Source organism: Blastococcus sp. SYSU DS0828, assembly GCF_054050975.1.
The window spans coordinates 1-12,158 of sequence record NZ_JBJHAK010000023.1; the positions used below are offsets into that span (position 1 = coordinate 1).

Sequence of the window (12,158 nt, forward strand, 5' to 3'; positions counted from 1 at the left end):
TCACAGAGTTACGGCGGCCATGGCGAGAGGGAAACGCCCGGCAACATTCCGAACCCGGAAGCTAAGCCTCTCAGCGCCGATGGTACTGCCCTGGAGACGGGGTGGGAGAGTAGGACGCCGCCGGACATACTTCCCCGAACGGGGGTCAGAGCGAGCGCTCTGGCCCCCGTTCGCTTTTCCATGTCCGCCGCCGGCCGTGCTGGTCGTGTGCGGCGTCTAGCAAAGAGGTACTGAAAAGGCATGACTGCTCCGCGACGTGGTTCCGGCGGGTCCGGCGGGTCCGGCGACGGGCGACAGGGTGGCCGCGGCCCCCGGTCACAGAACGATCGTCGGCCGGAGGGCGGTGCTGGCGCGCGCGGTGGTGCCCGAGGCGATCGACCGGCTCGGCCGCAGGGCGACAGGCCGGCTCGCTCTCAGGGGGATCGTCCCCGTGGTGATTGGCAGGACCGTCGTCCCCAGGGTGACCGCCCGGGTCGACCGCAGGGCGACCGCCCGCGTGGTGACTGGCAGGACCGCCGTTCCCAGGGCGACCGCTCGGGGCGACCGCAGGGTGACCGGCCCGGGCGGCCGCAGGGCGAGCGTCCCCGTGGTGACTGGCAGGACCGTCGTCCCCAGGGTGACCGACCGGCTCGGCCGCAGGGTGACCGGCCGCGTGGTGACTGGCGGGACCGTCGTCCCGAGGGCGATCGACCGGCTCGGCCGCAGGGCGACCGCCCGCGTGGTGACTGGCAGGACCGTCGTCCCCAGGGCGATCGATCGGCTCGACCGCAGGGCGACCGCCCGCGTGGTGACTGGCAGGACCGTCGTCCCCAGGGCGATCGATCGGCTCGGCCGCAGGGCGACCGGCCGCGTGGTGACTGGCGGGACCGCCGTCCCGAGGGCGATCGACCGGCTCGGCCGCAGGGGGACAGGCCGGCTCGCTCTCAGGGGGACCGTCCCCGTGGTGACTGGCAGGACCGCCGTCCCCAGGGTGACCGTCCGGCTCGGCCGCAGGGCGAGCGTCCCCGTGGTGACTGGCAGGACCGCCGTCCCCAGAGTGACCGCCCGCGTGGTGATTGGCAGGACCGCCGTCCCCAGGGTGACCGCCCGCGTGGTGATTGGCAGGACCGGCGCCCCCAGGGCGACCGCCCGGCTCGGCCGCAGGGGGACAGGCCGGCTCGCTCTCAGGGGGACCGTCCCCGTGGTGACTGGCAGGACCGCCGTCCCCAGGGCGACCGCCCGGCTCGACCGCAGGGTGACCGGCCGCGTGGTGATTGGCAGGACCGCCGACCGTCGGGGGAAACGCCGCAGGGCAACTGGCGCGACCGACGCCCGGAGGGTGGTCCCTCCGGCGGCCGTCCGTCCCGGGACGCGCAGGACCGGCGCCCCCCGGTGCCGGTCGGTCCGGAGATCCCCGAATGGGCAGATCCCCGGGAGCTGGATCCTGCGATCCGCGCTGCCCTGAAGGGGCTCGACCCGCGCAACTCCGCCAAGGTCGGGGGGCACCTGGTCGCGGCCGGGTCCCTGGTCGACGAGGACCCGGAGACCGCGCTCGCCCATGCACGCGCTGCTCGTGATCGGGCTTCCCGGCTGGCCGTCGTCCGCGAGGCCGTGGGGGTTGCGGCCTACCACGCCGGCGACTACGCCGAGGCGGCTCGGGAGATCCGTGCCTACCGCCGCATGAGCGGGGATCAGGGCTACCGCGCAGTGCTGGCCGATTGTGAGCGTGCGCTCGGCCGTCCCGAGGTGGCCATCCGCCTGGTGAACGAGGCGCTCGCCGAAGGCGTCGACGCCGAGGAGACCGTGGAGCTGCGACTGGTCGAAGCAGGCGCACGACAGGATCTCGGCGAGGAGGCTGCGGCCCGCCTGGTCCTCGAGGCGGCTCTCGGTGGTCGCCCCGAGCCGTCGGCTGTGTTCGCCGGCGATCCGGGCCGGCTGCGGCTGGCCGCTGCCTACGCCGAGCTCCTGCGAGCCCAGGGCGAGGACGAGCGTGCCGATCAGTGGCTCGAGGCCGTCGCGGCAATCGATCCCGAGCTGGCGGGTGAGGATCTCGGCGTCGAGTTCAGCGAGGTCGACGAGGCAGACATGTCCGGAGAGGACGTCGTTCGGGCGGACGTGGTTCCGGGGGAGATCGCTCCGGAGGAGGTGGTTCCGGGAACAGAGGCTGCGGAGGACGTCGCTGCGGAGGACGTCGCTGCGGAGGACGTCGCTGCGGAGGACGTCGCTGCGGAGGACGTAGTCCCGGGAGCAGTGGCCCCGAAGGACATCGCGTTGCAGTTCATCGCTCCGGAGGACGCGAGCCCGACCGCCGGTACCCCGGACGACGGTAACCGCCCGCAGGCGATGAGCTTCGCCGAGGAGGTCGAGGCGGAGGTCGCCGAGCTGCTGGGTGAGACCGACGGCGACGCCCCCTCCGCTGACGAGCGAGCGGGATCCGGGAGCGACGACCAGGAGTCCTGACCCCGAGTCGGGGACGAACCGCCGTCCACACCCGCGCGTGACTCCACAGATCGGGTCGTACGGCGGACGAGGGCGGCACGACCGACCAGGCTGCGGGCATGAGCGTGGCTGTGATCGATCGCAACGACGTGGTCCTGCGGGGGCGGTTGTCCGCCCCCGCAGAACTGCGCACCCTGCCGAGCGGCGACGCGCTGCTCAGCTTCCGTCTGGTGGTGCGCAGACCGGTGCCCACGGTGCGAGGTCGGTCGGTGGACGTCCTCACCTGCATCACGTACGACCGGGCGCTGCAGCGGCGCATCGCCGCCTGGCAGCCCGGTGACGTCGTGGAGGTCGAGGGAGCGCTCCAGCGGCGCTTCTGGCGCACCGGGTCAGGTACCGCGTCGGTCTGCGAGGTCAACTGCCGGCGCGGACGGAAGGTCCCGCGGTCGGCCGGGCGAGCGGCGGGGGAGACCGCCTGACCAGCGTGGCCCGCCGGTCAGTCCGTGAGGGGCCGCAGCACCAGGCCCGTGCGCGGCTTCGGCACGAAGAGGGTGGACTTCCGCGGCATGCGGGCGCCCGCGCGCGCGACCGCGGCGACGTCGGTGGGAGACGGGGCGCGCAGCAGCACGGCGACCCCGTCCTGTTCGAGCGCGGCCGCGACCGCCTCCTCGAGGGTGTGGGCGATGACGACGGCGTCCACCGTGTCCGGCCGGGCCCATAGCAGCTGGACGAGCCCGTGGTGTGCCAGCACCACGTCGAGGTCGCGCCAGGCCGGTGGGGCCTCCGGCGGAACGGCGGCCCGGACCACCGGGTCGGCGCCGGTCAGCCGCACCAGCCGGGCGCCGTCGGTCAGCAGCAGCCCCCGCTCGGCGGGATCCCCCAGCCAGGTGCGCGCCGCCGCGACGACCGCGCCGGCGCCCGCCCCGATGACCGGCAGCTCCGCCGTGACGAACCCGCGAGCCGCCGCGTCCACAGCCGCATCGAACGGCAGGCCGGGCACCACGCGGTGGATCGGGTCGACCCGGAGACCGCCCGGTCCCATGGGCGTGACGAGGGCGAGAACCGCGCCCGACCCCGGTCCACCGCCCTGGGTGCGGGCGTGGGCGCGGGCCGCCGCGAACCGGTGGTGCCCGTCCGCGATCACCGCCCGGGTACGGGCCAGGGCACTCGTGGCAGCCTCCAGCGTCGCCGCGTCGGTCACGCGCCACAGCCGGTGCAGCACGCCGTCGCCGTCACGCAGCTCCAGGGTCGGCGGCGTCCGCCGCACCGTGTCGCTCACGCCGGACACCGCCGGATCGGGATCGTGCGCCAGCACGATGGGTTCGAGGTCCGTGCGGGTCGCGGCGAGCAGGGCGCGCCGTCCCTCCACCGCCGCGGGGTAGGTGTCCTCGTGGGGGAGCACCGCTGTCGACCCCTCCGGCGGCAGGACCACTGCGCCCAGCCACCCGACGGTGGCCGGGGCGCCGTCGGACGGTCGCAGCTCGTACAGCCACAGAGCAGCAGCCTGGTCGCGCACGAGCACGCCCTCGTCCAGCCACGCCTGCAGCGTGGCGGCGGCGAGACCGGCGCAGCTGTCCGGGACGCCCGGCCCACCGTCGAGCCCCGGCAGGATCAGCCGCACGATGTTGTGCGGGTCGGCGTGGACCAGCCGATCCCGGCCGGCCGGGGTCACCAGGTCGTAGGCTGGCGAGCTGACACGGGCGAGGTGCCCGGGATCGCGGTCCCGGTAGGTCAGCGCCCGGAACGGCCGGACCTCCAGGCCCGGGACCGACCCGGGTGTTCGGGGTCCCACCGACGACGAGAGCACGACACAGATCGTAGGAGCGGCAGCGACGGCCGCCGTCGGTCGCTCCCGACCGGCCGGGGAGAGCAGCGAGGACCGGGCAGCGGTCCAGGAAGGAGGCAGCGGTGGCGGAGCCCGGTGCACCGGAGGACCGGGGCGGGGCGCGCCAGGCACCCGCCGGCGGTGTCTACGACTGGTACCACCGCGGGCTGGAGCTGCTCGCCGACCGGCATCCCGACGCCGCCGCCACCCTCCTGGCCCGCGCGGCCGAGGCAGAGCCGGGCTCGCGCAGCGTGCGCGAGGCCCTGGCGCGGGCCCAGTACGACGCCCACCGGTACCCCGAGGCGATCGACACCTTCACCAGCCTCATCGCCTCCGACCCCGCCGACGACTACGCACGGTTCGGCCTCGGGCTGGCCGCCAGCCGCGCCGGCGACCTCGCCCTCGCCGCGGAACAGCTCGCACTCGCCGTGGCCATGCGCCCCGACCTCGCCCACTACGCCCGGGCCCTGCGCGAGGTGCGGGCGCGCCGGATGAGGGGGACCGCATGAGCGACCAGGCCACCGGGTCGCCGATCCCGGCGCTCGCCGCGGGCTGCGCCGAGCCCCCGGCCCGGCTGTACGACGTGGCCCTGCTCGACCTGGACGGGGTGGTCTACGTCGGCCCCGACGCCGTGCCGGGCGTGCCCGCCGCCCTGGCCGGTGCCCGCGCCGCCGGCATGCGGCTGGGCTTCGTCACGAACAACGCCGCCCGCACGCCGGAGCAGGTGGCCGCCCACCTGACCGAGCTGGGGGTGCCGGCCGGCGCGTCCGACGTCATCACCAGTTCCCAGGCGGCGGCCACCGTCGTCGCCGGTCTCCTCGACCCCGCGGCGCGGGTCCTGCCGGTCGGCGGCCCCGGCGTCGCGGCTGCCCTGGAGGCCGCCGGGCTCACGGTGGTCGCCAGCGCGGACGACCATCCGGAGGCCGTCGTCCAGGGGTACGGGCGCGAGGTGGGCTGGGCGCAGCTCGCCGAGGCCGTGGTCGCCGTCCGCAACGGCGCCCGGCACATCGCGACCAATGCCGACGCGTCCATCCCCTCGCCGCGCGGCCCGTTACCGGGCAACGGGGCGATGGTGGCGGTCGTCCGGCAGGTGACCGGATGCGAGCCCCTGGTCACCGGGAAGCCCGACCCTGCCATGCACGCCGAGTGCGTCCGCCGCACCGCCGCCGAGCGCCCGCTGGTGGTGGGCGATCGGCTGGACACCGACATCGAGGGCGCCCGCCGCGCCGGCGCGGCCAGCCTGCTGGTCTTCTCGGGGGTCACCGATCCGGCCACGCTGCTCGCCGCCGGCCCGGACCACCGGCCCGATCTGCTCGCTGCCGACGCCGCCGGGATGCTGCACGCCCACCCCGCGGTGACGGTCGAGGGCCGTACGTGGCGGTGCGGCGGCTGGACGGTCCAGCGGGCCGAGGGCGGCGACGCGCTGGAGCTCCGCGGACCGGACGCCGGACCCCCGCAGCGGGGTGCGGCGGCCTCCGACGACCTCGACGGGTTGCGCGCGCTCTGCGTCGCGCACTGGGCCGCCCACCCCACCGCGGCCGCGCCGGTGCGCGTCCTGGCGCACGGCCCGGCAGCGACCGAGGTCGCGCGGACCTGGCACCTGCCGTCGGCCGGCTCCCGCTGAGCCGCCCGCTCTCAGACCAGCTTGCGCAACCGCAGGAGGTCGCGCAGGCCCGCCTCCAGCTTGACCCGGCCGCTGGCCCACGCCGGCCCGAACGACAGCCGTCCGTCGGTGAGGGCCACCAGGTCGTCGCTGGTCATGGTCAGCCGGATGTCGGCCTTCGGGACGCCGGGACCGTCGGGCACCGCGTGCAGGTCCCGCACCGAACCGGAGCTCAGCCGACCGAGGACCACCTGCTCGAGGTCGGGGAGCCGGCAGGACAGGCTCCGGTCGAGCCCGGCCGCCGCGGGGTTCGCGGCCAGGTCGCCGAGGATGCCCGTGAGGGCGGTCATGCACTGGTCCATCGTGGCCACGCGGCGGGATCTCCCCTGGGATCGGTGGTGGGTGCGGTCGCCCGACGCTATCGCGCTGCTCCGTCGGGCCGGTCCGCGTCGTTGCCGGCCGGTAACCTCCGCAGCAGGACGCCGGCTCGTGCGCGAGCGCGCGCCCTTCCCTCCTCGACCCGATTCCCCGAGAGGTGCTCCGTGACCGAGCCGACCGCACCGCGTCCGGTGCCCGGGCCCCCCCGCCCGGGGGCTGCGCCGGTCGCCGCTCCCGGTGGGCCCACGACCGGGCCGCGGCCGACGCCGGCGACCGAGTCCGTGGTCTCCCAGTCCCCGGCCACCGAGGTCCCGGCGACGGGCGGGGGAACGCCCCCGGCCGGGGCGAGCGCGGGCCACCGGCTGGGCGGTCTGGAGGAGCTGCCCGTGTCCGAGCACGTGGCCGTCTTCGAGGTCGAGCACGCGCGCCTGCAGCGCGAACTCGGCACGATCGATCCGCGCTGATGGCCCGTCGCGCCCGGCTGGACGCCGAGCTCGTGCGCCGCGGCCTCGCCCGGTCGCGCGAGCACGCCGTGAGCCTCATCGCCGAGGGGCGGGTCGCCGTCGCCGGCCAGGCGGCCACCAAGCCGGCGACCGGCGTCGAGGCGGGCACCCCCGTCGTCGTGCGGACCGACCCCGACGAGCCCACCTGGGTGTCCCGCGGCGCGCACAAGCTGCTCGGGGCGCTGGAGGCGTTCCCCGTTCCGGTCGAGGGGCGGCGCGCCCTGGACGCCGGCGCGTCCACCGGCGGCTTCACCGAGGTGCTCCTGGACCGGGGCGCGTCGGAGGTCGTCGCCGTCGACGTCGGGTACGGGGAGCTGGCCTGGTCGCTGCGCACGGACGACCGGGTGCGGGTGCACGAGCGCACCAACGTGCGCACGCTCACCCCCGAGGCGATCGGCGGACCGGTCGACCTCGTGGTCGCCGACCTGTCCTTCATCTCGCTGCGCCTGGTGCTGCCCGCGCTCACCGCGTGCACCCGGCCGGGCGCCGACCTCCTGCCCATGGTGAAGCCGCAGTTCGAGGTGGGCAGGGAGCGGCTCGGTGCCGGCGGGGTCGTGCGCGATCCCGAGCACCGGGTGCAGGCCGTCCTGGAGGTCGGCCGAGCGGCGCACGCACTGGGCTGGGGAACCGCCGGTGTGGTGGCCAGCCCCCTGCCGGGGCCCGCTGGGAACGTGGAGTTCTTCCTCTGGCTGCGGTCCGACGCCGGGCCGACCGAGGAGGACACCGTCCGTCGAGCAGTCCAGGAGGGACCGCAGTGAGCAAGCCGAGCACGGCACCGCGCGACGGGCAGGAGGCCCGGTGGGTCCTGCTCACGGTGCACACCGGGCGGCAGGACATCGTCGAGCTGGCCCGCACGTCCGCGGCGCGGCTGCTCCGCGGCGGCATCGGCGTCAAGGTGCTCGAGGAGGAGGCGCCCGACCTGGAGATCCCCGGCGCCGAGGTGGTTCCCTGCGACGAGGCCGCCGCGAAGGACGCCGAGATCGTCATGGTGTTCGGTGGCGACGGCACCTTTCTGCGCGCCGCCGAGCTGGCCCGGTACACCGACGCCGCGCTGATGGGGGTCAACCTCGGCCGGGTGGGCTTCCTCGCCGAGACCGAGCCCGAGGCGGTCGAGGAGACCCTGACCGCCATCGAGGACTGCGAGTACTCGGTCGAGGAGCGGCTCGCGATCCAGGTCGACGTCCGCGACCGCGACGGCATGGTCGTCGGCGGCACGTGGGCGCTGAACGAGATCTCCGTGGAGAAGGCTGAGCGCTCGCGGGTGCTCGACGTCGTCCTCGCCATCGACGGGCGGCCGCTGACCAGTTTCGGGTGCGACGGCGTCCTGTGCGCCACCCCGACCGGGTCCACCGCCTACGCCTTCTCCGCCGGGGGGCCGGTGGTCTGGCCCGACGTCGAGGCGCTGCTGCTGGTGCCCTCCAACGCCCACGCGCTGTTCGCGCGGCCACTGGTCACCTCGCCGAACTCGGTGGTGACCGTCGCCGTCCCCGCAGACGGCAACCGCGCGCGCGTCTCGGCCGACGGGCGGCGCACCGTCGAGGTCCCCGACGGTGGCCACGTCGACGTCCGCCGGGCGAGCCGGCCGGTGCGTATCGCCCGCGTGCACGCCGCGACGTTCGGCGACCGGCTGGTGGCGAAGTTCGGACTGCCGGTCCGCGGCTTCCGTGACGCCCGGCACCCCGGTCCGGGTCACGAGCTGTTCACCAGCCGCAACGTCCTCGCCCGTGATGTCGTCGACGGCTCCGACCTCCCGGCGCGGGAGGTGAGCGGTGGCGGCACGCACGACGGCGTCTGAACGACCGGCCCCGGCGGGCACCGCGACCGGGCGGCTCTCGGAGCTGCGCATCCGGGGGCTCGGCGCGATCGACGACGTCACCCTGGAGCTGGGCCGTGGTCTCACCGTCGTGACGGGGGAGACCGGCGCCGGCAAGACCATGGTGGTGACCGGCCTGACCCTGCTGTTCGGCGGGCGGGCCGACCCCGGCCGGGTCCGGGCGAACGGTCGCGCCGGCGTGGAGGGCCGCCTGGAGCTGCCGCCGGAGTCACCCGCGTGGGCGCGGGCGGCCGACGCCGGTGCCGACCCCGACGACGACGGCAGCCTCATCCTCGCCCGCACCGTCAGCGCCGAGGGCCGGTCCCGCGCGTACCTGGGCGGCCGGAGCGTTCCGGTCGGGGTCGTGGCGGAGCTCGCCGAGAGCCTGCTCGCGGTGCACGGCCAGACCGACCAGCTGCGGCTGTCCCGCCCGGCCGAGCAGCGCCGCGCGCTCGACCGCTACGCCGGCGCCGACCACCTGGCGCTGCTGGAGCGCTACCGCGAGGCCTACCAGCGCTGGCGGGACCTGGCCGCGGACCTCGACCGCCGGCGGGGGCAGGCCCGTGAGCTGGCGCAGGCCGCCGACGTCCTCCGTCACGGCCTGGAGGAGATCGCCGCGGTCGCCCCCGAACCCGGCGAGGACGAGGCGCTCGACACCCAGGCCAAGCGGCTCAGCGACGCCGATGCGCTGCGAGCCGCCGCCGACGAGGCGCGCATGGCGCTCATCGGCGACGTCACCGGCGACCTCGTCGGCGGCGAGCTGCCGCAGGACGCCACCGCGTCGCTGGCCATCGCCGAGCGCGCGCTGGCCGGCTCCGACGACCCGACGCTGGTCATGCTCGCCCAGGACCTCGCCGACGCCGTGGCCGTCGTCTCCGACGTCGCCGGCCAGCTCGCCGGCTACGTGGCCGACCTGGACGCCGATCCCGCCCGGCTGGCCGAGGTGCTCGACCGCCGAGCCGCCCTGACGGCGCTGGTCCGCAAGTACGCCGAACCCGGGGCGGGCGTCTCCGGGGTGCTCACCTGGGCCGAGGACGCGCAGCACCGCCTGGCCGAGCTGGACGTCTCCGACGAGGCGCTGGAGGCGCTCGAGGCCGAACGGGACGCCGCCCGCGCGGAGGTCGACCGCCTGGGCGCCGCGATCTCCGCGGGGCGGCGGGCCGCCGCGGAGGGGTTCGCCGCCGAGGTCGGCCGCGAGCTGGCCGGGCTGGCGATGAAGAGCGCCCAGGTCTCTTTCAGCATCGACAGCCACCCCGACGACCCCGGGCCCGAGGGCGTCGACGAGGTGGCGCTGCTGCTGGCCGCGCACCCCGGCGCGCCGCCCCGGCCCGTGCACAAGGGCGCCTCCGGCGGGGAGCTCTCCCGCGTGATGCTGGCCATCGAGGTCGTCTTCGCCGGCGCCGACCCGGTGCCGGTCATGGTCTTCGACGAGGTCGACGCCGGGGTGGGCGGCCAGGCCGCCGGGGAGATCGGCCGGCGGCTTGCCCGCCTGGCCCGGGACCACCAGGTCGTGGTCGTCACGCACCTGGCACAGGTCGCTGCCTTCGCCGACACCCACCTGGTCGTCGACAAGGCACCCGACACCGGTGCCGGGGTCACCGCCACCGACATCCGCTCGGTCGACGGCGAGGACCGCGTGCGCGAGCTGGCTCGCATGCTCTCCGGCCTCGCCGACAGCGACACCGGCCAGGCGCACGCGCGGGAACTGCTCGCCGTGGCGGCGGCTGCCCGCTGACCGGCATTCCCCGGAGCGGGTGAGTGGCCCGCAATGCACCGGGGTAAGGGGCGTCGGTGACCTGCTTCTCCTCCACCGACGAGTCCGCGCACTACGGCTTCTCGGTGTGCATGCTGCTCGACCAGTACCGGGACCAGCTGGGCTGGGTCGAGGAGGGGGTCGACGAACTGGGCACCGGCGACGCCACCGCCATCTCCGACGTGGTGCGCTCCCTGCCCGAGCTGCGCGTGCGCAGCTACGACATCAGCGCCCCGTCGGTGGAGCAGGCCCGCGCCAACATCGCCGAGCGCGGCGTCGCCGACCGCTACACCGTCGAGCTCGGCGACTTCTTCGACCAGGCCGACTCCGCGGGCGGCCACCAGGCCCGGACGGTGATCTCCAACCCGCCCTACATCCCCGCGCCGGACCGGGACATCGTCATGCCCGAGCTCTGGGGCGGTGTCCGCGGGAACGACCTGGTGCTGCAGCTGCTCAAGGCCGGCTACACGAACGTGATCTCCGCGGTCGCCAGCTACTCGGATCCGGAGACGACCGTGCGCACCGCGGAGGAGCTCGGGTACCGGGTCGTCAACTTCCTGGCCACGGGCCTGGACTTCGGCCCGTACAGCAGCGAGCCCAAGGTGCGCGAGCACATCCGCCGGCTGTGCGACGCGGGCCACGCCTGGGCCGGCGAGGACGGCTACATGGTGGCGGTCGCGCTGTTCACCCGCGATCCGGGTCTCCCCGGCAACCGCGGCGACCAGCTGCTCCGTTCTCTGCAGATCAGTCTGTGATCCTCCGGATCACACCGCGGCCAGGAGCCGTTCCCCGCCTGCGCTGAGCCGTTGCCGGCCCTTCTCGGGGAGGCCTCCGGCCGCCCCTCGGCGGGCCGCCTCGCGGGGCGGCTCCCCGACCTCCCTCGGGAGGCCCTCCGGGCCCCGCTCGACAGGTCGGTCACCTGCGCTTGGCGTACCCGGCGAGCCCGAACTGCAGCAGGGCCAGGCCCCGGCGTCCCTGGCGGCGCAGCTCCGCGGCGAGCTCCGGCCCGCTCACCCCGGCCAGGACGCGGTCGCGGGCGAGTTCCAGCAGGGAGGCGTAGAGCCCGAGGACGGCGTGCGCGGCGAGCCACGGTTCGAGCTGGCCCGGCCGGGCCGCCGTCTCCTCGGCGATCAGGTCGGCCAGCGAGGTGGTGAGCTCGCCGAGGATCTCCCGTTCCCGCACCTGGAGCGTCCGGCTGCCCCGGATGACCCGCGCCATCCGGGCCACGCCCTCGGCGGCCTCGGGCGTGCCGAGCAGGCTCACCGCGGCGACCACGAAGCTCCCCGCCGCCGCGGCCACCGACTCACCCGCCGGCCGCCGGCGCACCGCGGCGAGCAGCGCGGCGCGCATCGGCGGATCGGCGTCGAAGACCAGCCCCTCCTTGACGGGGAAGTGGTTGAAGACGGTCTTCTCCACCACGCCGGCGCGCTGGGCGATCTCCACGACGCTCACCGCGTCGAAGCCCCGCGCCTCGAACAGCTCCGTGGCGGCGTCGACGATCCGTTCGCGGGTCTGCTGCCGGCGGTGCTCCCGGATGCCCTGGCCCCGCAGCTTCCGGCGGCCGCGCGGCCGGTCCGCGCCGTCCTGGCCCGCGACGGCCTGGTCCACGCCGTCCTGGTCCGCGACGTCCTCGTCCACCACCGGCGCGGCCGGCGGCACGGGGGGCGCAGCCGGGGCCGCGACCGGCTCCGGAGCCGGAACGGCCCTGATCACCGCGGTGCCGGCAGGGGCCGGGGCGGCCTCCTCGACCTGCGGGAGGGACGCGTCGGTCGTCAGGGCTGCGGCAACACCAGTCACACGGGCAACGCTAGTCACGACTCGGTAACGGTTCCGCGGAAGTAGCCCGCGGGACGAACCCGGCGTGT

General features: G+C 75.8%; 13 protein-coding genes and 1 rRNA gene. 11 read left to right on the forward strand and 3 right to left on the reverse strand.

What is annotated here, in order from left to right:
* Positions 1-9 precede the first annotated feature (9 nt).
* From rrf to ACI79Q_RS16375, 4 genes are all read left to right on the forward strand, one after another.
* Positions 10-126 (forward strand): 5S ribosomal RNA (gene rrf, locus ACI79Q_RS16360).
* 217 nt (positions 127-343) lie between these two features.
* Positions 344-1,444 (forward strand): hypothetical protein, encoded by a 1,101-nt coding sequence (locus ACI79Q_RS16365; RefSeq protein ID WP_456615043.1) that lies wholly within the window; start codon positions 344-346, stop codon positions 1,442-1,444.
* A 296-nt stretch (positions 1,445-1,740) separates the two neighbouring features.
* Positions 1,741-2,439: a hypothetical protein gene (locus ACI79Q_RS16370; RefSeq protein ID WP_456615044.1), complete on the forward strand. Its 699-nt coding sequence runs from the start codon at positions 1,741-1,743 to the stop codon at positions 2,437-2,439.
* A 98-nt stretch (positions 2,440-2,537) separates the two neighbouring features.
* Positions 2,538-2,897 carry a single-stranded DNA-binding protein gene (locus tag ACI79Q_RS16375; RefSeq protein WP_456590740.1) on the forward strand — a complete coding sequence of 120 codons (360 nt, stop codon included), beginning with the start codon at positions 2,538-2,540 and terminating at the stop codon, positions 2,895-2,897.
* Between the two features lie 17 nt (positions 2,898-2,914).
* Here the strand turns inward: ACI79Q_RS16375 and ACI79Q_RS16380 are convergent, their stop codons facing one another.
* The gene (locus ACI79Q_RS16380; protein ID WP_456590741.1) at positions 2,915-4,225 is read right to left on the reverse strand and encodes a DUF1015 domain-containing protein; all 1,311 of its coding nucleotides are present in this window, start codon (positions 4,223-4,225) and stop codon (positions 2,915-2,917) included.
* 101 nt (positions 4,226-4,326) lie between these two features.
* Here ACI79Q_RS16380 and ACI79Q_RS16385 point away from each other — a divergent pair, with 101 nt between their 5' ends.
* Together ACI79Q_RS16385 and ACI79Q_RS16390 are read left to right on the forward strand one after the other, a co-directional pair.
* Entirely contained in the window at positions 4,327-4,752 is a 426-nt protein-coding gene (locus tag ACI79Q_RS16385; RefSeq protein WP_456590742.1) for a tetratricopeptide repeat protein, read from the forward strand.
* Positions 4,749-5,867: an HAD-IIA family hydrolase gene (locus ACI79Q_RS16390; RefSeq protein ID WP_456615045.1), complete on the forward strand. Its 1,119-nt coding sequence runs from the start codon at positions 4,749-4,751 to the stop codon at positions 5,865-5,867. Before ACI79Q_RS16385 ends, ACI79Q_RS16390 begins: the two co-directional genes overlap by 4 nt.
* Positions 5,868-5,878: 11 nt before the next feature.
* On the opposite strand, the gene ACI79Q_RS16395 is transcribed toward ACI79Q_RS16390, so the two are convergent.
* Positions 5,879-6,196: a sterol-binding protein gene (locus ACI79Q_RS16395; protein ID WP_456590744.1), complete on the reverse strand. Its 318-nt coding sequence runs from the start codon at positions 6,194-6,196 to the stop codon at positions 5,879-5,881.
* Positions 6,197-6,388: 192 nt separating this feature from the next.
* Between ACI79Q_RS16395 and ACI79Q_RS16400 the strand changes: the two genes are divergently transcribed.
* From ACI79Q_RS16400 to ACI79Q_RS16420, 5 genes are read left to right on the forward strand one after another with little or no spacing between them, the layout of a single operon-like run.
* Entirely contained in the window at positions 6,389-6,688 is a 300-nt protein-coding gene (locus ACI79Q_RS16400; RefSeq protein ID WP_456615046.1) for a hypothetical protein, read from the forward strand.
* On the forward strand, positions 6,688-7,485 hold the full coding sequence (locus ACI79Q_RS16405; RefSeq protein WP_456590746.1) for a TlyA family RNA methyltransferase: 798 nt from the start codon (positions 6,688-6,690) through the stop codon (positions 7,483-7,485). Before ACI79Q_RS16400 ends, ACI79Q_RS16405 begins: the two co-directional genes overlap by 1 nt.
* Entirely contained in the window at positions 7,482-8,522 is a 1,041-nt protein-coding gene (locus ACI79Q_RS16410) for an NAD kinase (protein ID WP_456590747.1), read from the forward strand. The genes ACI79Q_RS16405 and ACI79Q_RS16410 overlap by 4 nt, the downstream gene beginning before the upstream one ends.
* Positions 8,497-10,275 (forward strand): DNA repair protein RecN, encoded by a 1,779-nt coding sequence (gene recN / locus ACI79Q_RS16415; RefSeq protein ID WP_456590748.1) that lies wholly within the window; start codon positions 8,497-8,499, stop codon positions 10,273-10,275. The genes ACI79Q_RS16410 and recN overlap by 26 nt, the downstream gene beginning before the upstream one ends.
* Positions 10,276-10,331: 56 nt before the next feature.
* On the forward strand, positions 10,332-11,048 hold the full coding sequence (locus tag ACI79Q_RS16420; RefSeq protein WP_456590749.1) for a methylase: 717 nt from the start codon (positions 10,332-10,334) through the stop codon (positions 11,046-11,048).
* A 160-nt stretch (positions 11,049-11,208) separates the two neighbouring features.
* On the opposite strand, the gene ACI79Q_RS16425 is transcribed toward ACI79Q_RS16420, so the two are convergent.
* A complete protein-coding gene (locus ACI79Q_RS16425; RefSeq protein WP_456590750.1) occupies positions 11,209-12,090 on the reverse strand; it encodes a TetR/AcrR family transcriptional regulator in 882 nt (293 codons plus the stop codon).
* Positions 12,091-12,158: the final 68 nt, after the last annotated feature.